The following is a 21,963-nucleotide window of genomic DNA, read 5'->3' as shown; positions in this document are numbered from 1 at the left end:
AGTTAAGCTCTTCAGCGCCGATGGTAGTTGGGGGTCTCCCCCTGTGAGAGTAGGACGTCGCCAAGCAATCTAAAGATCAGCCAATTGGGCTGATCTTTTTTTATTGAAAATCATCGGAAACTTTTATATAGAGACATACACGTATTGAAAATCTTCATCATACATTGTTAAAAGCAGCCCCGGTTCTCTTAAACTATTTAAAATGAATGTATGTGAACGATGGTTTTTGGGGAGAATGCAGGTATGGAGGTGGAGATGTTGGGGACAACAACAACCAAAACAACGGCAGGGGAATCGTGCGTGGTTTGTGAACAAATAAAAGGATTGGGAATACACGTATACACGACTTTCATTTGTGAGGAATGTGAAAGGGATATGATCGGTACCGATACAAATGATCCGCAGTATAAATATTACTTAAAGCAATTAAAAAAAATCAGCCATCCTGAAATTTTTTCATGAAAGGATAGGTATGGAAAGTTGGAGAGTCAGAGATTGAAGAAATGTAGTGTTTCTTTATTCTCTGACTCTTTTTATCGTACTTTAGCGGAATGCTGGTTGACTTCAGCCGACCGCATCGGGCTTGGTTCACTGCTTAATCTTCTGGTGAGATAAATTATAACTTATTTGATAAAATGAAAAGATAATATGATTTGAGGGACGATAATAAATGAATCAATTACAGACACCATTGTTCGATGCGATGAGTGCTTTTTATAAAAAAAAATCAATTTCACTTCATGTCCCCGGACATAAAAATGGACGGGTGTTTAGTGAAAAAGGACAAGCGTTATATAACCCCTTGCTGGGCATCGATGCTACGGAGCTAAGCGGCTTAGATGACTTGCATGCTCCTGAGGGTGCCATCTTAGAGGCCGAGCAGTTGCTTGCTGATTTATATGGAGTGAAAAAAAGTTATTTTCTCGTCAATGGGTCAACCGTAGGAAACATGGCAATGATCCTTGCAGCCTGCCGCGAAGGAGATAAGGTGCTTGTCCAAAGGAACTGCCATAAGTCGATTTTACATGGCTTGATGCTAGCGAATGTACAGCCGATTTTTCTGCAACCGGCTTTTTATGAGGAATGGGGCATTGCAGGTGGCGTAGGACCAAAATTGATTGAAGAAGCCCTCTGTGTCCACCCCGATGCAAAGGCAATCGTTGTAACTTATCCGAATTATTATGGACTAGGCGAGGACTTGAGCGAAATGGTGGAGCTTGCTCATCGAAGGGGGATACCAGTGCTTGTGGATGAGGCGCATGGCGCTCACTTTCAGTTAGGAGATCCGTTTCCCAATACGGCTATCTTGGCCGGAGCAGACGCCGTCGTTCATTCTGCACATAAAACATTGCCGGCCATGACCATGGGTTCATATCTTCATCTTCAATCAGCTTACATTGATGCCGATCAAGTATCCTTCTATTTACAAATGCTTCAATCGAGCAGTCCATCCTACCCCATCATGGGGTCACTTGATTTAGCAAGGGCCTACCTGGCCTCTTTCACCTCAGCAGATAAAAATGAATTAATTAGGAAAATTACAAAATTCAGGGGGGATTTGGAGGCTCTGCACTCAATTAAAGTGTTGGAGGCGCCAACGGGCACCCTTTGTGACCCATTGAAAGTCGTCATTTCATCAACAAATGGTTTAAGCGGGTTTGAATTGCAGCAGTTATGCGAAGCAAAGGGAATATATACAGAATTGGCGGACCCTCATAATATGCTGCTGATTTTACCTTTAATGAAGATGGATGCCGATTATCCTTTTTATGAAATCATTCAACATATAAAAAATGCGACTTACGGGAGAACGGGCAATGTCGAGACCATTCAAGCGGAAAGTTGGTTAGCTGGAAGGTCAATGACCGGTCTTGAAATGCCATACGGGCTCATGAAGCAAATAAAACCGAAATTGGTTGATATAAGGAAGGCCATAGGAAAGGTATCGGCTGAAATGGTCATACCATACCCTCCAGGGATTCCGCTAATTATGTCCGGGGAAATGATTACTGCCGAGCATATATCGAGCTTAAAGGGGCTTCTTGCACTTGGAGCGAGGTTTCATGGTGGTTCATCTCTTTCAACTGGAGAATTAATCGTTTATGAAAGCGGGCAATCAGGATAAAATGATATACTACAAACAAAGAAGCTTGGAGGTACATCAATGAAGCGTGGTATGTTTATTACAATGGAAGGCCCCGAGGGTGCCGGGAAAACGACGATTATCCAAATGCTTGGAAAGGCTCTGCAAGCAGAAGGCTATCAAGTGCTGTTGACACGTGAACCAGGCGGTGTTCCCATTTCCGAGCAAATTCGGGAAGTCATCCTCAATAAAGAAAATACAGCTATGGACCCTCGAACAGAGGCTTTATTATATGCAGCGGCAAGACGCCAGCATTTAGTCGAAGTGGTCATGCCTGAGCTCGATCGCGGCGGCATTGTCCTCTGTGACCGATTTATCGATAGTTCGCTGGCATATCAGGGCCATGCAAGGGGCTTGGATATAGAAGAGGTGTACAGCATCAATAAATTCGCAATTGGGGGCATGATGCCCGATGCGACATTCTTTTTTGATATTGAACCAGAAGAGGGACTGAGGCGCATCCAGGCGAATGGGGAACGAGAAGTGAACAGGCTCGACCTTGAAGCTCTGGATTTTCACAAAAAAGTTTGTGAAGGATATCAGCTCATCATCAATAGATGGAAAGGCCGTTTCATTATCGTGGATGCAGGGCGGACAATTGATGAGGTTTTTGATGAAACGAAAGCCGGCTTATTAAACATTTTGAAAGAGCCGGGAAAGTAATTATGTTCGTTTCCATATTATTCAACGGGATACTATTCCAGACAATGACAAGTTGATATAATAGAGGTAGAAAAAATTCAGAGTAACCGGAGGATGATAAGAATGAAAATGATCATTGCTGTCGTTCAAGACAAAGATAGCCATCGGCTGCTGAATGAATTAGTGGAAAACAATTTCGGAACGACCAAGCTTGCCAGTACTGGCGGGTTTTTAAAATCGGGTAATACGACTTTCATGATCGGCACGGAAGATGAACGTGTTGACCAGGCCATTCAGATCATCAAGGACAATTGCCAGTCGCGCTCCCAATTAGTGTCACCGGTTTCACCGATGGGCGGCAATGCCGAGTCCTATGTGCCTTACCCAGTGGAGATACAAGTAGGCGGTGCGACCGTATTCATTTTACCAGTTGAAAACTTTTTACAGTTTTAACGGGTAGATGCTTGGAGGTTCATTATGAAAATCAACCATGATATTCCTATAAAGCTGGATAAGGCGCGACAAGATGCTAAACATTCCCAGACAGTTAATGGAAGGTTCCAGCAAATGGTCCAGACACAGGACCAGAAGATGCAAATCCAAACCTTAAACCGTTTGATAGGTGATATCGAAGGGGCTGGCCAGCGTTTAGTCCGGTCACGTACTTTTAGGGAATTGGCAAAATATAAAACGTTGGTTAAACGGTTCGTTAAAGAAGCGGTTGAATATGGATTGGAACTGAAGCAATCCACGAGCTGGAACCAATATGGTCAAAGCCGGCCCTTGAAAACAGTGGAAACGATAGATGCAAGATTAGTTGAGTTAAGTGAGGAAATTCTTAATAAAGAGAAAAGCTCGCTTGAAATATTGGAAATGATAGGTGAAATTAAAGGCCTTCTGATTAATTTATATACTTAAGTGAGTTGATGGTTTTGGATAAAACATGGCAGGATATGAGTCGAATTCAGCCGCAGGTGATGACCATGCTGAAGAATAGCATAACGAAGGACAGAGTGGCCCATGCTTATTTATTTGAGGGGGAAAAAGGCACAGGTAAACAAGATATTAGCAATACCTTTGCCAAAAGCTTATTATGCGTTGCCCCAACAGCAGGTTATGAGCCATGCGAAACTTGCCGGAATTGCAAACGGATTTCAAGTGGCAATCATCCAGATGTCCATTTAATAGAAAAAGATGGACTCTCAATCAAGAAGGAACAAATTAAGGAGTTACAAGAGGAGTTCTCGAAAAAGAGTGTAGAGGCAGATCGAAAGGTTTATATGATTGCCGATGCGGATAAAATGTCAGTGAGCGCCGCCAATAGTCTATTGAAATTCTTGGAGGAACCGTCTGCCGATACTGTGGCGATATTGATGACGGAACAGCTTCAGAGAATTCTACCGACAATATTATCAAGATGCCAAGTGATTTCGTTCAAGCCATTATCCCCGGAGAATGTGAAGCAAAAGCTGATGGAACAGGATTTGGAGCCGCAGCTTGCCTCGGTTATTGCACATATGACACAGAATGTGGAAGCAGGAATCGAGCTTAGCCATGATGAATGGTTTGTACAAGCTCAAAAAATAGTGGTAAAATTGTATGAAGTGCTAAAACTCAATTCCTTGAAGGCATTATTGTACCTTCAAACGGATTGGTTCACACACTTTAAAGAAAGAGAACAGGTTGACAGAGGTCTTGATTTGTTACTTCTTATATATAAGGATTTATTATACATTCAGTTGGATAAAAAGGACCTTGTTGTATTTCAAAATAAATTGAAGGAATTTGAAACTCACGCTCTTCATCTTTCCTCAAGGCGCCTTGCCGAGCATATGGCGTGTATTTTGGAAGCAAAAAGAAAACTGATGTCCAACACGAATCCACAGCTGTTGATGGAACAGCTTGTGCTGAATTTGCAGGAGGGATCATGATTTGTATGATGTTGTAGGTGTCCGTTTTAAAAAAGCGGGCAAAATATACTACTTTGATCCGGGTGAATTCGCTATTCCTAAGGACGATTTTGTAATAGTGGAGACTGTCCGCGGCGTTGAATTCGGTAAAGTCGTTACCGCCCGTAAGCAAGTAGATGATAACGATGTTGTCCTGCCTTTGAAAAAAGTACTTCGGGTAGCCGATGCGAAAGATAAGCTTATTGTTGATGAAAACAAGGCTGCCGCAGAAGAGGCTTACTCAATATGTTGTCAGAAGGTTATTGAGCATAAGCTCGATATGAAGCTAGTCGATGTGTCATATACTTTCGATCGAAATAAAGTCGTGTTCTATTTTACAGCGGATGGTCGCGTGGATTTCCGTGATTTAGTCAAAGATTTAGCTGCCATATTCAGAACTCGGATAGAACTGCGCCAGATCGGGGTTAGGGATGAAGCGAAGATGCTTGGTGGCATCGGGCCTTGTGGCAGGATGCTTTGCTGCTCCACTTTTCTTGGGGATTTTGAACCAGTTTCCATTAAAATGGCGAAGGATCAAAATCTATCATTAAACCCTACAAAAATCTCTGGATTATGCGGTCGATTGATGTGCTGTCTGAAATATGAAAATGACGAGTATGAAAGTGCGAAGGAAATGCTTCCTGATTTAGGTGAAATGATTGATACGCCTGGTGGCAAAGGCAAGGTAGTGGGGCTTAATATTCTAGAACGCGTACTTCAGATTGAACTAATCGAGCAGGAAAGAGTATTAGAGTATACTCTAGATGAGATTCTAAAAGAGGGAGCCGTTTCTATTCAAGCCACAGATTATTAAGGTGGTGGGAGAGCGTGGATAAGAAAGCTATTTTTGAGTCGGTGACCAATATGGAAACCCAGATAGGCCAATTATATAAGCAGCTTGGGGAATTGAAGCAGAACCTGGCTGAAATCCTTGAGGAAAACCAGTCGCTAAAGCTGGAAAACGAGCACTTGCGTCATCGGTTAGGACTTGCGGAAGTCGAAACTGCGCCTGCTGCGGTAAAGATAAAGCAGAAAGTGAAAAATCGCACCGCTAGTGCGGATAAGGTTATGGATATCGGAGAAGGCTATGATAATTTAGCCCGTATCTATCAAGAGGGCTTCCATATTTGTAATCTGCATTTTGGCAGTTTACGAAAAGAAGGAGATTGCCTGTTCTGTTTATCATTTTTGAACAAGAAGTGATAATGGAATAATATAAAAGAATGCTCCATCTCTTTTAACGTGATAGATAGACCGTTTACAATATATAGTGATTCGGGGTCTGACGCATACTATGAGTCAGGCCCCTTTTTGTACGAGATGAATGTCGAAGCATGCTTTTCCATACATAATTAGGAGGGTAACAGCAATGGTAGAACTTAAAGGTGATGAACGCCTCGATTATCTATTGGCTGAGGATTTAAGGATCATCCAAAGCCCATCGGTGTTCTCTTTTTCACTGGATGCCGTTTTATTATCAAGGTTCGTAAATGTCCCGATCCAAAAAGGGAAAATCGTCGATCTTTGCTCGGGGAATGGCGTCGTACCATTACTGCTGAGTACAAGAACGAAAGCGGCAATTACGGGCGTGGAGATTCAAGAGCGGTTATATGACATGGCTCAAAGAAGCATGGACCACAATGGACTAACCTCCAGGATCGAGATGATTCATGGTGATATAAAAGAAATGCCAGAACAGATTGGCTATAGCAAATATGACGTCGTTACGTGTAATCCTCCTTATTTTCCAACGCCGTCAATCGAGGAAATAAATAAAAATGAACATTTTGCCATTGCCCGGCATGAAATTATGTGTAATCTTGAAGACGTCATGCGCGTTTCCAGCCAGTTGCTGCGTCAAGGCGGGAAAGCCGCTTTTGTCCATCGGCCGGGCCGTCTAATGGATATTTTACGGTTCATGAGGATGTACCGGATTGAACCGAAGCGTCTGCAATTCGTCTATCCAAAAAGCGCTAAGGAAGCGAATACGATTCTTATTGAAGGGATAAAGGATGGGAACCCTGATTTAAAGATTCTGCCTCCACTTGTTGTCTATAATGACGAAAATGAGTATAATCCGGAAATCAAAAGGATTTTATATGGAGAAAAATAAGCATTATTTTTATGTTGTAAGATGCCGGGACGACAGCTATTATGCAGGATATACAAATGACTTGGAGCGAAGGATTGCTGCCCATAATCAAGGCAAGGGAGCGAAGTATACACGAGGCCGTACCCCGGTTGAACTGATTCATCATGAGATATTCGAAACACAGACATTGGCGATGCAGGCTGAATATAAGTTCAAGCAACTGACTAGAAAGCAAAAACAAAATTGGATGGCGAAGGAGGACGTATGATATGTGGCAGCAGAAGAGTTTTGAAAAAGAAGGATTGGAACCAGCCCTATATCTAGTTCCTACACCGATAGGGAACTTAGAGGATATGAGCTTTCGGGCTTTAAGGATCTTAAAGGAAGCGAATGTCATTGCTGCCGAGGACACACGGAATACGAAGAAATTATGCAATTACTTCGAAATTTCGACACCTATCGTCAGCTACCATGAGCATAATAAGGAATATAGTGGGAAGCAGATGTTAGAGAGGCTGCGGTCAGGAGAGGTCATCGCTTTGGTAAGTGATGCCGGTTTACCGACGATTTCCGATCCTGGATATGAACTGGTCAAGGATGCGATTGCAGAGGAATTTAAAGTCATTCCGTTACCGGGCGCCAATGCTGCCTTAACGGCATTAATTGCATCGGGACTCCCGCCACAGCCCTTTTACTTTTATGGGTTTCTACAGCGCGGAGCAAAAGAAAAGAAGAGGGAACTGGAAAAATTAAAAAAGATGGAATCGACTTGGATTATTTATGAGTCGCCGCATCGACTAAAAGAAACATTGAAGCATATGCAGGAAATACTAGGTGACCGGCGCATCGTATTATGCCGTGAATTAACCAAGAAATTCGAAGAGTTCATTCGGGGGACGATAAGTGAAGCGTTGACATGGGCGACGGAGTCCGAAATCCGCGGTGAGTTCTGTTTAATCATCGAAGGCGGGCAATTGCCGGACGATGAGGCTTCCGAAGCCTGGTGGACGGAACTTGATTTAGTCGGGCATGTCAATCATTATATAGAGACCGGGCAGTACACTTCAAAGGACGCCATCAAGCAAGTCGCAAAGGATCGCGATATTCAGAAACGCGATGTGTATCAAGCATATCACATTGATGGTGAAGATAAATGAGCATAAAAAAACTTCCGTAATCCGGAAGTTTTTTTATGTATTGCCTTATTTAGAAGTAGTGAAGTTTTGTTGAATTTCTTGGATAAGTAATTCAGCACCCTCACGGCTAAGAATCAATTTACCATTGGCAAGTGTAAGGTTGTTATCGGAAACTTCACCTGTAACTTGGCAAGTCATGTTTGGTTTGTATTTTTTCAAGATGATGCGCTCGTCATCAACGTAGATTTCAAGAGCGTCTTTCTCGGCGATACCCAATGTGCGACGAAGCTCGATTGGAATAACGACCCGGCCTAATTCATCAACTTTACGAACAATACCTGTAGATTTCATTTTTAGAATTTCTCCTCTCAGATTACAATCTAGTACCCTATTTCTATTTTTTTCGCCATTATTCGACAAATTTTTTTATAAATTTATAATACCAGCCATTCCCATATTCGTCAATGATTTATTTTCATTTTTTTGTAAGAAAAGAGCATGACTACATTTCCATGCTTCAAAAAAGCTTTCCATGAGCAAAAACTGGATATGGCTTTATCAATTATTCGTTAAGCGGCTTCAAAAAATAACGCTTGTCCCCACAATTCGACAAATGGCTTCTTTATTATATGATTAAATGCAATTTAGTTTCAAAGCAAAAGATTTCAATTAAGGATAATTTACTGAGAAAGCTTTAAAATATGTGATTTGTTGCACAAAAAAAGAATTTTAGGTATATTTTGTGGAGGTAAGAGGTAATGCTGACAAAAAGGAAGTGACCTCCTGATCTTAAGTTCCAAGATGTGTATACATAATATACCAATATTATGTTGATTTGATTTGTGATTATTGTCGCGTAGAATCGCATATAGCGTTAAAATAGAGATAATAGCTTTTAATATAGACTGATGGCTTTGGCATTTTCTAAAGCCGGTTTTGTAAAAAGATGAGGAGGGAACGAAGTGCAAGATAAACTAAAAACATTTTATATCACGACACCCATATATTACCCTAGCGGTAATTTACATATAGGGCACGCGTATACGACAGTGGCAGGTGATGCCATGGCCCGCTATAAAAGGATGCGGGGCTTTGATGTCATGTATTTGACAGGCACTGATGAACACGGGCAAAAAATCCAGCGTAAAGCGGCTGAAGAAGGAATCACCCCTCAGCAATATGTGGATAATATCGTAACAGGAATCAAGGAGTTATGGGAAAAGCTTGATATATCATATGATGATTTCATTCGGACGACGGAAGATCGCCATAAAGCGGTGGTAGCGAAAATCTTCAAAAGGCTGCTTGATCAGGGCGATATTTACTTGGACCAATATGAAGGCTGGTATTGTACACCTTGTGAATCTTTCTTCACGGAACGTCAGGTTGAGGAAAGCAACGGAAACTGTCCGGATTGCGGCCGACCTGTCGAAAAGGTAAAAGAAGAATCTTATTTCTTTAAAATGAGTAAATATGCCGATCGATTATTGAAGTTTTACGAGGAAAACCCTGATTTCATCCAACCGGAATCCCGCAAAAACGAAATGATCAATAACTTCATTAAACCTGGGTTGGAAGATCTCGCCGTTTCCCGCACCACGTTCGATTGGGGCGTCAAGGTGCCCGGAGATCCGAAGCACGTCATTTATGTTTGGATTGATGCCTTGACCAATTATATAACCACTTTAGGATATGGAACGGACAATGATTCTAAATACTTGAATTATTGGCCTGCCGATGTACATCTGGTCGGGAAGGAAATCGTCCGTTTCCATACCATTTACTGGCCGATCATGCTGATGGCTCTCGATGTACCGCTTCCTAAGAAAGTTTTCGCCCATGGCTGGCTTCTTATGAAAGATGGTAAAATGTCGAAGTCAAAAGGCAATGTAGTCGATCCAGTTACGTTGATTGATCGTTACGGCCTGGACTCTTTACGCTATTACCTATTGCGTGAAGTTCCCTTTGGTTCTGACGGGGTATTCACTCCTGAGGGGTTTGTGGAACGAATTAATTTTGATTTAGCAAATGATTTAGGGAATTTGTTAAACCGTACGGTGGCAATGGTCAATAAGTACTTTGATGGTGTGATCCCGAGCTATCAAGGATCTTACCGTGAATTCGAAAAAGCCTTGCTGGAAATGAATCACGATACGGTCGGCAAGTATGAGGAAGCGATGGAGAATATGGAGTTTTCAGTTGCGTTAACCTCGATTTGGCAGCTTGTGAGCAGAACGAATAAGTTCATTGATGAAACGCAGCCATGGACCCTTGCCAAAGATGAAGCAAGAAAAGAAGAACTTGCCAGTGTCATGGTTCACTTGGCGGAATCATTACGCAGGACGGCCATCCTTTTGAAGCCTTTCTTGACACAAACTCCGGAAAAAATCTTTGCCCAGCTTAGCATCAAGGATGAAGTGTTAACTTCATGGGATAGTTTAGCCGAATTTGGCCAAATCCCTGCTGAAACGAAAGTGTTGAAGGGCGAGCCGATCTTCCCACGCCTGGACATGGAAGAGGAAGTTTCATATATTAAAGAGCAAATGCAAGGTGGTGCCCCAGTAGCGCCGGAAAAAGCGGAAGAGCCCATTCCAGAGGTTGATGAAATTACGATAGATGACTTCACAAAAGTGGAGCTTCGTGTTGCCCAGGTGATCGAAGTAGAACCGGTGAAGAAGGCGGACAAGCTTCTAAAACTGCAGCTTGATTTAGGCTATGAGAAACGCCAAGTCGTATCAGGCATAGCCCAGCACTATAAACCAGAAGATTTAGTAGGTAAAAAAGTGATATGTGTAACGAATTTAAAACCTGTTAAGCTTCGTGGCGAGCTTTCCCAAGGAATGATTTTGGCTGGCAGCCAGGATGGTGTACTATCTGTGGCTACAATCGATTCATCAATTCCAAATGGATCAAAGGTGAAATAATCCCTAAAAAAACATAAAGGTGTTTCATATGAAACACTTTTATGTTTTTTTCTTTATGATTTTGGAAAAAGTAAAGAGGTCTGCATTACCAGCTGTAATCTTTTTGTTATGTAATTGTGAAACATAATACATTCATTCTTAAATAAAATAGTGCTAGAAAGGAAGAAAAATAATGTTATTTGATACACACGTCCATGTAAATGCGGATCAATTCAACGAGGATCTCGAGGAAGTCATTGAAAGGGCCAAGGAAGCTGGTGTAAATAATATGGTAGTGGTCGGCTTTGACAGGCCTACTATCAAAAGGGCGATGGAATTAGTAGAAACTTATGACTTCATGTATGCCGCAGTCGGATGGCATCCTGTGGATGCGATAGATATGACCGAAGACGACCTACGATGGATAGAGGAGCTATCCAGTCATCCAAAGGTAGTGGCCATTGGTGAAATGGGTCTTGATTATCATTGGGATAAATCGCCAAAGGAAGTTCAAGTGGAGGTATTCCGGAAGCAAATACGGTTAGCGAAAAAAGTCGGGCTTCCCATCGTCATTCATAATCGTGAGGCGACTGCTGATATTGTGAGGATTTTAAAGGAAGAAGAGGCCTCAAGCGTTGGCGGTATCATGCATTGCTTTAGCGGCAGCGCGGAAACGGCTTTGGAATGCATTAATATGAATTTCTATATTTCGTTGGGTGGTCCTGTGACCTTCAAAAATGCAAAAAAACCAAAAGAGGTAGCAGCTGCCGTGCCTTTAGATCGTTTGTTGATTGAAACGGATTGTCCATATTTGGCACCGCATCCTTTTAGGGGGAAACGCAATGAACCTTCTTATGTGAAGCTGGTTGCCGAACAAATCGCGGAAATCAAACAACTAACGATAGAGGAAGTTTCCCAAGCAACAACGGAGAATGCCAAGAAATTATTCGGCATTAATTGACAGCATTTTTGACAATAAACCCCGGGGTTCGCTAGCCAAAATCGATTTTTTCAAGATTTCTACAAATCTCACTCCCCCTATGGGCTTAATATGTCGAGAAGTCGCCCTTTCCTTTTCATTCCGGACTATGCATAATAGGTAGTAATTTCCTGAATGAGAAGTGAATGGGTTGACAGCTTGATAACTAAGTCTATATAATCACCGGGAGGAAGGAGGAGTTTTTCATTCTATTAAAAACTATGAAAAACCTTATTCCCAAACCGCTTGGGAAGAAGAGAATGGCAATTGCCATATGCAGTGCGATTCTTGTTTCTGCAGCATTGGGATTACTAATCCATCAAGGAACGAAGCATACAGTCACAATCATGGTAGACGGGAAAAAAGAGGTAGTGCGGACACACGCAGCTACTGTAAATGATATGTTGAAAGATTTAGAGATTACCGTTCAAGCTGCGGACTATGTCCACCCGTCAAGGGACAGCAAGGTGGACGATAATTTAGAGGTTGTCTATAAGCCTGCACAAAAAATCGTCATCAATCAAGATGGTAAAACGGAGGAAGTTTGGTCAACCGCTGATACGGTAGACGAATTTTTACTTGAACAAGATCTGGATGTGAAGGAACAGGATAAAATCACGCCTTCAAACGATACGAAGCTAAAAGAGAATATGGAAGTTGCCATAGACAAAGCCTTTTCTCTGAAGTTAGTGGTGGGCGGTGACGAAAAACAAGTATGGTCAACTTCGACTACTGTCGCTGACTTTTTAAAGCAACAAGGAGTAAAACTCAATGATTTGGATCGAGTTGAGCCGGAACTAGCCGAGGAAGTTGAAGCTAAGAATACGGTAAACGTAATTCGAATTGAAAAAGTCACCGATGTAGTGGAAGAACCAGTTGACTTTGCTGTCATTACGAAAAAAGATGACTCCTTATCAAAAGGAAAAGAGAAAGTTGTCACAGAGGGAAAAGACGGACTCATTTCCAAGAAATATGAAGTTATGAAAGAAAATGGCAAAGAGGTCAAAAGAGATTTACTTTCAGAAAAAGTCGTGAATAAAAAACAGGATAAAGTTGTAACGGTCGGAACGAAAACAACGGTTGCGCAGGCATCACGCGGAGTAACCAACGTCAGTTCTACAAGTGGCAAAGAAATATACGTAGCTTCAACGGCTTATACAGCCAGTTGCAAGGGCTGTTCCGGTGTCACATCCACAGGCGTAGATCTTAAAAGTAATCCTGGTGCGAAAATCATTGCTGTCGATCCAAGTGTAATTCCATTAGGGTCGAAAGTCTATGTGGAAGGATACGGCTATGCAGTGGCTGCTGACAAAGGCGGAGCAATAAAGGGGAATAGGATAGACGTTTTCTTTTCTTCAAAAAATGATGCCTATCGCTGGGGTGTAAAGAATGTAAAGGTTCGCGTATTGGACTAATAAGGTTTCTCTCGCAGGAGATGAATTTGTCTCCTGTTTTTTGACGTTTTATTTTCCATTTGTTGAAAAACATCACGTAAAACTGTTTTAATAAGAAAGACGTATCTGAAAAATTGATATGAAATTGTGGTTGCTTGCATCTTCAGTTCTTGGCTTGAACGAACGGCCCGAGGGCGGGCCGCCTCTTAATAAACGAGATTTTAATTTTTTTAACCGCTGCTGACTGGATCCGTTTTCCCCGTTTACAAATTTTTCTTCAGCAAATGGGTATCCATCTTGCGGTAACCTAGGGCATGTTTCAAGAGCGATTCAAAGCGCTTGCGCTTTTCTGTATGGAGGATAAGATGAAAAAAATCAAAGAGATCATTGTTGTAGAAGGTAAGGACGATACGGTAGCGATAAAAAGGGCTGTTAATGCCGATACAATAGAAACGAACGGTTCAGCTGTGGATGAATCTTGTATTGAGCAGGTTAGGCTTGCACAAAAGACGCGAGGTGCGATCATTTTCACAGATCCCGACTTTCCTGGTCAAAAAATCAGGAATATCATTTCAGAACAGGTTAAAGGCTGTAAGCACGCCTTTTTAACGAAGAAGGAAGCCCTTCCTAAGTCAGGCAGGGGGATTGGTGTCGAGCATGCTTCTCCTGAGGCAATCCGGAATGCATTGAAGGATGCACAATTAATGGATGAAGAGGCCTCAGAAGAAATATCACAGCAGGATTTAATAGATGCAGGTTTAATAGGAGGTCCGGGCGCCAAGGAACGAAGGGAAAGGCTTGGAACGATATTGAAAATCGGATTCACCAATGGAAAGCAGTTATATAAGCGACTAAAAATGTTCCAAATATCAACCGAGGCTTTTTATGAAGCAATGGTACAGATCAATCAGGAGGAAAACCATGAATAAGGATATTGCAACTCCCGTCAGGACGAAGGATATACTGAAAAAGTACGGATTCTCCTTTAAAAAGAGCTTAGGCCAAAACTTTTTAATCGATACGAATATATTGAAGCGCATCGTCGAACATGCCAATTTGACAGAGGAAAGCGGCGCCATCGAAATCGGCCCGGGAATCGGCGCTTTGACGGAACAACTTGCGAAAAGCAGCAAAAAGGTTACGGCGTTCGAAATCGATCAGCGTTTACTGCCGATCTTATCGGATACACTGTCCCCTTATGACAATGTGAACATCATTCACGGAGATGTTTTAAAGGCGGACGTTAAGAAGGTCATTGAGGAAGAATTCGCCGGCTTCCCTGATTTGATGGTTGTTGCCAATCTGCCATATTATGTGACGACGCCAATCATTTTAAAGCTGTTGTCTGAGAACCTTCCGATCAGGGGCATCGTGTGTATGTTGCAAAAGGAAGTGGCTGATCGAATTGCCGCTAAACCTGGGACAAAGGAATACGGTTCCTTATCGATAGCGATTCAATATTATACGGAAGCCGAGACGGTGATGATCGTTCCCAAAACGGTATTCATGCCTCAGCCTAATGTCGATTCAGCAGTAATCCGTCTTACTAAGCGGGTTAAGCCGATCGTTGAGGTCCTTGATGAAGATTTCTTCTTCGTTGTCACAAGGGCTAGTTTCGCGCAGCGTCGGAAAACGATTTTAAACAACTTAACGAGCCAGCTGCAAGATGGTAAAACGAAAAAAGACCTTATACTTGCTGCTCTCGATGCAGCGGAAGTCGATCCGTCCAGACGTGGTGAAACATTGAGCATTGAAGAATTTGGACGCTTGAGTGATGCACTTTTGCCGAATTTCAAATAAGGAAAACAAAAAAACCGGAACGGGATCACTCCCAGCTTCCGGTTTTTTGTTTTGGCCGTTGGCGCGCTTCAATGTAAACTAACGATGAAGATGGCCCCGCTCCTTTCACCATTCAAGATTGGCTTGCATAACTTAAGAATGAAAATAAACTAGGGCGGGCTGAAAATAAGTCTTCTCATGGGGTGGGGCCATGAATATTCAAATTAACGATCTTGTTGGTCGGGTTTCCTATAAATGCGACGTGCTGTTCCGGGTAATCGATATCCGTGATATTGGCGGAAGGCGTGAAGCAGTATTGTATGGGGAAGATATCCGATTGATTGCAGATGCACCTTTTCAAGATTTAATGATCATTAATGACCACGAAAGAAATGATCGACAAAGGTCGAATGAGGCACTTCAAGAACAATCTTACCGCTTATTAACACAAGACCTTGAGTTGCAACAACAAAAAAACGGCTATCAATCCAGTCATGGATACCGGTATAGCGGTGAATATTTTCAAATACCAGGCAGGGTCCTCCATGTTGATGGGGATGCATCTTACTTAAGGAAATGCCTTGATTTATATCAAAAATTCGGTATCCCCGTCAACGGCGTTTATTGCAATGAAAAAGAAATGCCCCAAAGGATCGGGGGGCTGCTGGACCATTACAGACCGGATATTCTTGTTGTCACTGGTCATGATGCCTATTCAAAATCGAAAGGGCCGATGTCCGATATCAATGCTTACCGTCACTCCAAGGACTTTGTCCAGACAGTTAGGGAGGCAAGAAGAAAGGTTTCACATCTAGACCAGCTAATTATATTTGCCGGGGCTTGTCAATCTCATTTTGAATCACTTATCCAAGCTGGGGCAAATTTTGCAAGCTCTCCTTCACGTGTTAATATTCATGCTCTTGATCCCGTGTATATTGTCGGAAAGGTAAGCTTCACGCCTTTTACCGATAATATTCATGTATGGGATGTCCTGCGCAATACGTTGACGGGAGAGAAGGGGTTAGGCGGGGTCGAGACAAGAGGAGTATTACGGACTGGGCTGCCTTTCAAGCCATTCCAGGAAGAATGAAGGTGCTGCATTTTTAAAAGAATGCAGCTTGCTTTCATCGTATCAGGATTCGGATATCCTCCTCGAAAACCTGTTATTTAGCGAAATTTCGACAAGAGATCACGTTTTAATTACGAAAATTCGGCTGATTGAATAATGAAATAGTTCGTTTACATAATTTATCATTTCCCAGGATATAATAAAATTGTTCGCGATTTTGCCGAATTCGAGATAAAAATATATTGACTACATTTTTAAGTGCTGATATAATTTATTATTTTGTTTGCGTATATTTGTAAATTGTGATATACTTAACTTAGTGAGGTGGACCGAAAATGCCAAAAACTCTAGCTGATATTAAAACTGCACTTGATTCAAACCTAGGTAAACGATTGCTCTTAAAAGCAAATGGTGGAAGAAGAAAGACTGTAGAACGTTTTGGAACTTTGGCGGAAACTTATCCGGCTGTTTTTGTAATTGAGCTCGACCAAGATGAAAATGCGTTTGAAAGAGTATCTTACAGCTATGCGGATGTTTTAACGGAAACCGTAGAACTAACATTTTTAAACAAACAACAAGAGATGTAACTTAGAGGAGGCAGCGAACATTAGTTTGCTGCTTTTTGTTTTGCGTTGATGATCAAGAGGGTTTTTTTAAAAGGTGTAATGAAATAGCGTATGTTGCAAACACTAGGCATGTGACAGCATGTGAAAGGGGGCATTTCGCTTGAGCAGGAGAAAAGGGATTATGTCAGATGGCCTTAAAGAAGAATTGGCAAAAGAACTTGGATTTTACGATGTGGTCCAGAAAGAAGGCTGGGGAGGAATCCGGGCCAAGGACGCAGGAAACATGGTGAAGCTTGCTATCGAAAAAGCACAACATCAATTGGTGAACAAGGAGTAAGATGAACACTTAATTGTAGCATGCTGTCACTTTGAAAGAAGCCAGACTCCCTATACGATGTATAGCAAGATTCGTTTTTGCTTACATTGTAGATAAGAGTCTGGTTTTTTTATGTAGCATAAGTGCTATAGGATTATGTAGCGAGACTTTTTTTGAATAGGGAGGAGCTGCTTTTCCATTTGCCTACTGCATGTGCCTATTCTCCTCTGAAGGTCAACCTTAGCTTCAATACATTGAAATTACGATGAAAAAACCTTTAGAATATAAACAAATATGATAGAATAGGACAAGAACTTTTAAGAACGTTAAAGTAGGTGGACATATTGAAGCTTATGGAAAAAGCCCCGGCTAAGATTAATTTAGCTTTGGATGTGCTTTTCAAACGGCCTGACGGGTATCATGAGGTGGAAATGATCATGACGACAGTCGACCTTGCCGATAGAATTGAACTGAAGGAAATAATGGGAAACCAAATACAAATTCTATCCCATAATCGATTCGTTCCGGACGATCATCGGAATTTAGCATATCAAGCCGCATTTATTCTAAAGGAACGTTTTGGGATTAATAAAGGTGTTTCTATAACTATAGAGAAAAATATACCTGTAGCAGCTGGGCTTGCTGGTGGAAGTAGTGATGCCGCAGCTACGTTGAGAGGCTTGAACAGACTGTGGAAGCTTGGGCTTTCCATGGATGAGCTTGCGGAAATAGGAGCTGAAATAGGCTCTGATGTGTCATTTTGTGTATATGGGGGAACGGCATTGGCCAGAGGGCGCGGCGAAAAAATCACGCATCTGCCTGCACCGCCTAAATGCTGGGTCATTTTGGCCAAGCCGACAATCGGTGTTTCTACGGCTGATATATACAAAAGGCTCCAGGTTTCAAAAATGGATCATCCGGATGTACCTGCCATGATTACGGCCATCAAGGAAAACAGTTATCAGGATGTATGCGCTGGATTGGGTAATGTTCTGGAGCAAGTGACATTGCAGCTGTACCCAGAGGTTGCCAATATTAAAGATCAAATGAAGACATTTGGCGCAGATTCGGTCTTGATGAGCGGCAGTGGTCCGACTGTTTTTGGTTTGGTCGAACATGACTCGCGGATGCAAAGAATATATAATGGACTGCGGGGATTTTGTGATCAAGTCTATGCGGTTCGTTTGTTGGGTGATAGAAACAATCTTGAATAGAAACGTACATTAGTGGTATAGTTGCTATATAATATTCGGAATTCGCAAAGGGGGTGTCTCGATGAAATTTCGTCGCAGCGAGAGGCTTGTCGATATGACCAATTATTTATTAGAACATCCGGGGGAACTTGTCTCGCTGACCTATTTTGCTGAAAGGTATAGTTCGGCAAAATCCTCGATAAGTGAAGATTTGACCATTATTAAGGAAACCTTTGAACAACGCGGGATCGGATCTTTAACGACCGTTCCAGGTGCGGCAGGCGGCGTGAAATATATCGTTTCCATCAAGGAAGCTGAAGCCAATGCCTTCATCGATCAATTATGCGAAACGATCGCCAGTCCTGAAAGGCTTCTTCCTGGTGGCTATCTCTATATGACAGACATATTAGGACATCCGCAAACCGTGAATAAGGTTGGAAGGATCATTGCTTCCATGTATGCCAGGAAAAATGTATCGGTCATCATGACGATGGCAACTAAAGGGATCTCATTGGCATATGCCGTGGCAAACTACCTGAATGTTCCGGTCGTCATCGTGAGAAGGAATAATAAAGTGACGGAAGGTTCGACAGTGAGCATCAATTATGTTTCAGGATCTTCGAAGAGAATTCAGACGATGGTACTTTCGAAAAGAAGTTTGGTTGAAGGTTCGAATGTATTGATTGTGGATGACTTCATGAAAGCCGGGGGCACCATAAATGGTATGGTCAGTTTACTTGATGAATTCAAGGCAACGGTTGCCGGAATTGCCGTGCTGGTTGAATCTGAGCATACTGAGGAATGCCTAGTCGAGGATTATGTATCCTTAATCAAGTTGACACAGGTAGTCGAAAGAGACAAAAAAATCAATGTTAGCCGTGGAAATTATTTTTCGAAAAAAGGATAGGGGGAATACGTTCATGAAAACGATTCATACGAATGAAGCACCGGCAGCGATCGGCCCATATTCACAAGGCGTTATTGTCGATAAGTTATTTTTCAGCTCAGGACAAATACCACTAACCGCTTCTGGCGAAATGGTAACGGGTGATGTCAAGGAACAAACATACCAGGTGTTTAAGAATCTTCAAGCCGTTTTGAAAGAAGCAGGGGCCTCCCTGGAAACCGTTATTAAAGCTACTGTATTCATTAAAAGCATGGATGATTTCGGTTCGATTAATGAAGTATACGGAGAATATTTTTCAAGTCACAAACCTGCCCGTTCATGTGTCGAGGTTGCCCGCCTTCCTAAAGATGCACTGGTGGAAATAGAAGTGGTTGCGCTCGTTAAATAAACGGGCGTTTTTTTCATTTTAAGGGCATATGTAATGGGTATTTTTCCTGGAATAACAGGGGGATTTCTTTTAAATTTGAAAACTAGGCTGAATTTTCTAAAAAACTTACAGATAATAGAAGGAGTTCACGTTTTTTTGTTGAATATGTACTTTAAGTTTTAACAACAACAAAAAGGGATGGTGAGCTTAAATGGAAGTAACTGACGTAAGATTACGCCGTGTCAATACGGATGGTCGTATGAGAGCTATCGCATCAATTACATTGGATAATGAATTTGTGGTTCATGATATTCGTGTAATCGACGGAAACAATGGTTTATTTGTAGCAATGCCAAGTAAACGAACTCCAGATGGAGAATTCCGGGATATCGCTCATCCAATCAATTCCTCGACACGCGGAAAAATTCAAGAAGCTGTCTTGACAGAATATCATCGATTGGGAGAACTTGAAACTGAATTAGAGGAAGCTGGAGCTGGGGCTTCTTAATTAACCTTACTTTTAAACGTTAAAAATTAAACACGTGCATCTAGAGCCTACTTCATAAGTAGTGCTCTTTTTTAGTTTATTCGAAAGGCGGCAAGTATAGAACCTACCCTTTTTACCCAAAATGTTTCGCGTGATCGGGAATTAATGAAAAATATCTGCAGTCGTTCTTCAAAACTCAAATACCCGCCCTTTTTATTTTTTAAACCTTTTTATCATGATATGAAATTGAGATTTTGGGAAAGTCATGAACCATTTCTTTTTTAAAAAAAAGTGGATCATGTTGATTTCGGAATGATGGATTGCAGTCGACACTGCGCTGCTTAAAGGTGTCTACGTGGGTCGTGACGGGGTTGGAGTCGTTCTTAGGAATGATGGGGCTTTCCGGGAGGGGAGCTGGACTGCTCCGTGATTTACGATCATGCCTAGGAGCGTTCAACGAAACATAACTCTTTTTTAAAAGTTTCAAGGATACTAAAAAGGCCCAGTCGCAATGCTGCAAGACTCTCGGAAATCCGATGTTTTCTGATTTAAACCGTTGACAATAATATGTACTTTTAATTGTTACCTTGAAAAGAATCGCTATTTGAGATAATATTTTCAGTGGATAAAAAGGTGAAAATGGAGGCCTGTTATGAGTAATCGCTATGCAATAATATTGGCCGCTGGGCAAGGTACTAGGATGAAATCTAAGCTTTATAAGGTTTTGCACCCTGTTTGCGGGAAACCAATGGTACAACATGTTATCAATCATGTCAATCAACTTCAAATAGAGGATATTGTAACAGTCATCGGCCATGGAGCTGAAAAAGTTCAAGAGCAGCTTGGTGATTCATGCAAGTATGCGCTTCAGGATCAGCAATTAGGTACGGCGCATGCCGTCATGCAAGCGGAGAGCGTTTTATCCGGTAAAAGCGGAACGACCCTTGTAATTTGCGGTGATACGCCCTTGATCAAAGCGGAAACGATGGAAGAGCTCATAGCATTGCATGAGCGGAGTCAGGCGAAAGCAACAATCTTGACGGCAAATGCAGATAACCCAACTGGATACGGAAGGGTTATCCGCAGTGAAGGCGGGCTTGTAGAAAAAATCGTCGAGCATAAGGATGCCTCTGATGAAGAAAGATATGTTAAGGAAATAAATACCGGTACATATTGCTTCGATAACCAAGCATTGTTCAGCGCCTTGAAAAAGGTTTCAAATGACAATGTCCAGGGCGAATTTTACCTGCCGGATGTTATTGAAATCTTAAAACAAGAAGGCGAAACAGTGACAGCATTCCAATGCAGTGACTTCGAAGAGACTTTAGGCGTAAATGATCGTGTCGCTTTATCGCAGGCCGAGCAAATTTTACGGAAACGCATCAATGAATCGCATATGAGGAATGGTGTAACGATCATCGATCCACTGACGACTTTCATTGAAGCTGATGTGCAAATCGGACAGGATACGGTCATTAACCCTGGATCAAGCATCAAGGGGAACAGTGTGATCGGGCAAGATTGCATGATTGGTCCGAATACGGAAATCAACAATTGTGAAATTGGTGATGGTTCGGAAATTTTTCAATCGGTCGTGCATGAAAGCAAGATTGGAAGTGCCGTCAAAATCGGGCCCTTCGCTCATGTTAGACCTGATTCGGATATTCACGATTCCGTTAAAATCGGTAATTTTGTCGAAATCAAAAAGGCCGTTTTTGGCAATGGAAGCAAAGCCTCGCATTTGAGTTATATTGGTGATGCAGAGGTTGGAGAGAATGTAAATATTGGCTGTGGATCTATTACCGTGAACTACGACGGTAAAAATAAACATTTGACGAAGATTGAGGACAATGTCTTCATAGGCTGTAACTCTAATCTCGTTGCACCTGTGACAATAGGAGAAGGGGCATATGTAGCTGCAGGGTCAACCATTACGCAAGATGTACCGCAGGAAGCCTTATCCGTTGCCCGGGCTCGTCAAGTGAACAAAGAAGATTATGTGAAGAATTTAAAATTCAATAAATAACCGACGGAGGTCATC

General features: G+C 42.0%; 25 protein-coding genes. 24 read left to right on the top strand and 1 reads right to left on the bottom strand.

The window, feature by feature from the left end; all coding sequences use genetic code 11:
* The first annotated feature begins 243 nt into the window (after positions 1 to 243).
* The 11 genes from ASU00_RS20910 to rsmI all read left to right on the top strand — a co-directional run bounded on the left by ASU00_RS20910 (position 244) and on the right by rsmI (position 7,983).
* On the top strand, positions 244 to 462 hold the full coding sequence (locus ASU00_RS20910) for a sigma factor G inhibitor Gin (protein ID WP_082630540.1): 219 nt from the start codon (positions 244 to 246) through the stop codon (positions 460 to 462).
* Positions 463 to 670: 208 nt separating this feature from the next.
* A complete protein-coding gene (locus tag ASU00_RS20905; protein WP_057915392.1) occupies positions 671 to 2,125 on the top strand; it encodes an aminotransferase class I/II-fold pyridoxal phosphate-dependent enzyme in 1,455 nt (484 codons plus the stop codon).
* 39 nt (positions 2,126 to 2,164) lie between these two features.
* The gene (gene tmk, locus ASU00_RS20900; RefSeq protein ID WP_057915391.1) at positions 2,165 to 2,806 is read left to right on the top strand and encodes a dTMP kinase; all 642 of its coding nucleotides are present in this window, start codon (positions 2,165 to 2,167) and stop codon (positions 2,804 to 2,806) included.
* A gap of 102 nt (positions 2,807 to 2,908) precedes the next feature.
* Positions 2,909 to 3,238: a cyclic-di-AMP receptor gene (locus tag ASU00_RS20895; RefSeq protein WP_057915390.1), complete on the top strand. Its 330-nt coding sequence runs from the start codon at positions 2,909 to 2,911 to the stop codon at positions 3,236 to 3,238.
* A 24-nt stretch (positions 3,239 to 3,262) separates the two neighbouring features.
* Positions 3,263 to 3,703, top strand: coding sequence for a YaaR family protein (locus ASU00_RS20890; RefSeq protein ID WP_057915389.1), 441 nt, complete (start codon positions 3,263 to 3,265; stop codon positions 3,701 to 3,703).
* An 8-nt stretch (positions 3,704 to 3,711) separates the two neighbouring features.
* Entirely contained in the window at positions 3,712 to 4,716 is a 1,005-nt protein-coding gene (holB, locus tag ASU00_RS20885; protein WP_152983809.1) for a DNA polymerase III subunit delta', read from the top strand.
* A gap of 1 nt (position 4,717) precedes the next feature.
* Complete coding sequence (locus tag ASU00_RS20880) at positions 4,718 to 5,548, top strand: PSP1 domain-containing protein (RefSeq protein WP_057915388.1); 831 nt, start codon at positions 4,718 to 4,720, stop codon at positions 5,546 to 5,548.
* 14 nt (positions 5,549 to 5,562) lie between these two features.
* Positions 5,563 to 5,937 carry a DNA replication initiation control protein YabA gene (yabA, locus tag ASU00_RS20875; protein WP_057915387.1) on the top strand — a complete coding sequence of 125 codons (375 nt, stop codon included), beginning with the start codon at positions 5,563 to 5,565 and terminating at the stop codon, positions 5,935 to 5,937.
* A 166-nt stretch (positions 5,938 to 6,103) separates the two neighbouring features.
* Positions 6,104 to 6,847: a tRNA1(Val) (adenine(37)-N6)-methyltransferase gene (locus ASU00_RS20870; RefSeq protein WP_057915386.1), complete on the top strand. Its 744-nt coding sequence runs from the start codon at positions 6,104 to 6,106 to the stop codon at positions 6,845 to 6,847.
* Positions 6,834 to 7,094 (top strand): GIY-YIG nuclease family protein, encoded by a 261-nt coding sequence (locus ASU00_RS20865; protein WP_057915385.1) that lies wholly within the window; start codon positions 6,834 to 6,836, stop codon positions 7,092 to 7,094. Before ASU00_RS20870 ends, ASU00_RS20865 begins: the two co-directional genes overlap by 14 nt.
* A gap of 1 nt (position 7,095) precedes the next feature.
* The gene (rsmI, locus tag ASU00_RS20860; protein WP_057915384.1) at positions 7,096 to 7,983 is read left to right on the top strand and encodes a 16S rRNA (cytidine(1402)-2'-O)-methyltransferase; all 888 of its coding nucleotides are present in this window, start codon (positions 7,096 to 7,098) and stop codon (positions 7,981 to 7,983) included.
* A gap of 45 nt (positions 7,984 to 8,028) precedes the next feature.
* Here the strand turns inward: rsmI and ASU00_RS20855 are convergent, their stop codons facing one another.
* Complete coding sequence (locus tag ASU00_RS20855; RefSeq protein WP_057915383.1) at positions 8,029 to 8,313, bottom strand: AbrB/MazE/SpoVT family DNA-binding domain-containing protein; 285 nt, start codon at positions 8,311 to 8,313, stop codon at positions 8,029 to 8,031.
* Between the two features lie 611 nt (positions 8,314 to 8,924).
* Here ASU00_RS20855 and metG point away from each other — a divergent pair.
* The 13 genes from metG (at position 8,925) to glmU (ending at position 21,948) form a co-directional block, all read left to right on the top strand.
* The gene (metG, locus tag ASU00_RS20850) at positions 8,925 to 10,886 is read left to right on the top strand and encodes a methionine--tRNA ligase (protein ID WP_057915382.1); all 1,962 of its coding nucleotides are present in this window, start codon (positions 8,925 to 8,927) and stop codon (positions 10,884 to 10,886) included.
* A gap of 172 nt (positions 10,887 to 11,058) precedes the next feature.
* Entirely contained in the window at positions 11,059 to 11,826 is a 768-nt protein-coding gene (locus tag ASU00_RS20845; protein WP_057915381.1) for a TatD family hydrolase, read from the top strand.
* A 278-nt stretch (positions 11,827 to 12,104) separates the two neighbouring features.
* A complete protein-coding gene (locus tag ASU00_RS20840) occupies positions 12,105 to 13,259 on the top strand; it encodes a G5 and 3D domain-containing protein (protein ID WP_236712792.1) in 1,155 nt (384 codons plus the stop codon).
* Between the two features lie 344 nt (positions 13,260 to 13,603).
* Positions 13,604 to 14,167 carry a ribonuclease M5 gene (rnmV, locus tag ASU00_RS20835; protein WP_057915379.1) on the top strand — a complete coding sequence of 188 codons (564 nt, stop codon included), beginning with the start codon at positions 13,604 to 13,606 and terminating at the stop codon, positions 14,165 to 14,167.
* The gene (rsmA, locus tag ASU00_RS20830) at positions 14,160 to 15,038 is read left to right on the top strand and encodes a 16S rRNA (adenine(1518)-N(6)/adenine(1519)-N(6))-dimethyltransferase RsmA (RefSeq protein ID WP_057915378.1); all 879 of its coding nucleotides are present in this window, start codon (positions 14,160 to 14,162) and stop codon (positions 15,036 to 15,038) included. The genes rnmV and rsmA overlap by 8 nt, the downstream gene beginning before the upstream one ends.
* A gap of 190 nt (positions 15,039 to 15,228) precedes the next feature.
* Positions 15,229 to 16,107, top strand: coding sequence for a sporulation peptidase YabG (gene yabG / locus ASU00_RS20825; protein WP_057915377.1), 879 nt, complete (start codon positions 15,229 to 15,231; stop codon positions 16,105 to 16,107).
* Positions 16,108 to 16,421: 314 nt separating this feature from the next.
* Positions 16,422 to 16,673 (top strand): biofilm formation stimulator Veg, encoded by a 252-nt coding sequence (gene veg, locus ASU00_RS20820; protein WP_034316343.1) that lies wholly within the window; start codon positions 16,422 to 16,424, stop codon positions 16,671 to 16,673.
* A 139-nt stretch (positions 16,674 to 16,812) separates the two neighbouring features.
* Positions 16,813 to 16,989: a protein sspF gene (locus tag ASU00_RS20815; protein ID WP_082630538.1), complete on the top strand. Its 177-nt coding sequence runs from the start codon at positions 16,813 to 16,815 to the stop codon at positions 16,987 to 16,989.
* A gap of 323 nt (positions 16,990 to 17,312) precedes the next feature.
* On the top strand, positions 17,313 to 18,182 hold the full coding sequence (gene ispE, locus ASU00_RS20810) for a 4-(cytidine 5'-diphospho)-2-C-methyl-D-erythritol kinase (protein WP_057915375.1): 870 nt from the start codon (positions 17,313 to 17,315) through the stop codon (positions 18,180 to 18,182).
* A 61-nt stretch (positions 18,183 to 18,243) separates the two neighbouring features.
* The gene (purR, locus tag ASU00_RS20805; RefSeq protein WP_057915374.1) at positions 18,244 to 19,068 is read left to right on the top strand and encodes a pur operon repressor; all 825 of its coding nucleotides are present in this window, start codon (positions 18,244 to 18,246) and stop codon (positions 19,066 to 19,068) included.
* A gap of 13 nt (positions 19,069 to 19,081) precedes the next feature.
* Positions 19,082 to 19,456, top strand: a complete 375-nt coding sequence (locus tag ASU00_RS20800; protein WP_057915373.1) for a RidA family protein — start codon at positions 19,082 to 19,084, stop codon at positions 19,454 to 19,456.
* 190 nt (positions 19,457 to 19,646) lie between these two features.
* The gene (spoVG, locus tag ASU00_RS20795; RefSeq protein WP_034316332.1) at positions 19,647 to 19,943 is read left to right on the top strand and encodes a septation regulator SpoVG; all 297 of its coding nucleotides are present in this window, start codon (positions 19,647 to 19,649) and stop codon (positions 19,941 to 19,943) included.
* A 631-nt stretch (positions 19,944 to 20,574) separates the two neighbouring features.
* Entirely contained in the window at positions 20,575 to 21,948 is a 1,374-nt protein-coding gene (glmU, locus tag ASU00_RS20790; RefSeq protein WP_057915372.1) for a bifunctional UDP-N-acetylglucosamine diphosphorylase/glucosamine-1-phosphate N-acetyltransferase GlmU, read from the top strand.
* Positions 21,949 to 21,963: the final 15 nt, after the last annotated feature.

This window comes from Peribacillus muralis, assembly GCF_001439925.1.
Lineage (GTDB): Bacteria > Bacillota > Bacilli > Bacillales > DSM-1321 > Peribacillus > Peribacillus muralis.
The sequence above is the reverse complement of the archived record's forward strand: the minus strand, read 5'-3'. Positions and strand labels throughout refer to the sequence as shown.

Bases quoted from the DNA above. Each gene is read 5' to 3' on its own strand.
- holB (WP_152983809.1), top strand. From the start codon at position 3,712: ATGGTTTTGGATAAAACATGGCAGGATATGAGTCGAATTCAGCCGCAG.
- ASU00_RS20870 (WP_057915386.1), top strand. From the start codon at position 6,104: ATGGTAGAACTTAAAGGTGATGAACGCCTCGATTATCTATTGGCTGAG.
- tmk (WP_057915391.1), top strand. From the start codon at position 2,165: ATGAAGCGTGGTATGTTTATTACAATGGAAGGCCCCGAGGGTGCCGGG.
- spoVG (WP_034316332.1), top strand. From the start codon at position 19,647: ATGGAAGTAACTGACGTAAGATTACGCCGTGTCAATACGGATGGTCGT.
- ASU00_RS20890 (WP_057915389.1), top strand. From the start codon at position 3,263: ATGAAAATCAACCATGATATTCCTATAAAGCTGGATAAGGCGCGACAA.
- ASU00_RS20910 (WP_082630540.1), top strand. From the start codon at position 244: ATGGAGGTGGAGATGTTGGGGACAACAACAACCAAAACAACGGCAGGG.
- ASU00_RS20905 (WP_057915392.1), top strand. From the start codon at position 671: ATGAATCAATTACAGACACCATTGTTCGATGCGATGAGTGCTTTTTAT.
- purR (WP_057915374.1), top strand. From the start codon at position 18,244: ATGAAATTTCGTCGCAGCGAGAGGCTTGTCGATATGACCAATTATTTA.
- rnmV (WP_057915379.1), top strand. From the start codon at position 13,604: ATGAAAAAAATCAAAGAGATCATTGTTGTAGAAGGTAAGGACGATACG.
- veg (WP_034316343.1), top strand. From the start codon at position 16,422: ATGCCAAAAACTCTAGCTGATATTAAAACTGCACTTGATTCAAACCTA.
- ASU00_RS20865 (WP_057915385.1), top strand. From the start codon at position 6,834: ATGGAGAAAAATAAGCATTATTTTTATGTTGTAAGATGCCGGGACGAC.
- ASU00_RS20800 (WP_057915373.1), top strand. From the start codon at position 19,082: ATGAAAACGATTCATACGAATGAAGCACCGGCAGCGATCGGCCCATAT.
- ASU00_RS20845 (WP_057915381.1), top strand. From the start codon at position 11,059: ATGTTATTTGATACACACGTCCATGTAAATGCGGATCAATTCAACGAG.
- ASU00_RS20840 (WP_236712792.1), top strand. From the start codon at position 12,105: ATGGCAATTGCCATATGCAGTGCGATTCTTGTTTCTGCAGCATTGGGA.
- ASU00_RS20895 (WP_057915390.1), top strand. From the start codon at position 2,909: ATGAAAATGATCATTGCTGTCGTTCAAGACAAAGATAGCCATCGGCTG.
- yabG (WP_057915377.1), top strand. From the start codon at position 15,229: ATGAATATTCAAATTAACGATCTTGTTGGTCGGGTTTCCTATAAATGC.
- rsmI (WP_057915384.1), top strand. From the start codon at position 7,096: ATGTGGCAGCAGAAGAGTTTTGAAAAAGAAGGATTGGAACCAGCCCTA.
- ASU00_RS20855 (WP_057915383.1), bottom strand. From the start codon at position 8,313: ATGAAATCTACAGGTATTGTTCGTAAAGTTGATGAATTAGGCCGGGTC.
- rsmA (WP_057915378.1), top strand. From the start codon at position 14,160: ATGAATAAGGATATTGCAACTCCCGTCAGGACGAAGGATATACTGAAA.
- glmU (WP_057915372.1), top strand. From the start codon at position 20,575: ATGAGTAATCGCTATGCAATAATATTGGCCGCTGGGCAAGGTACTAGG.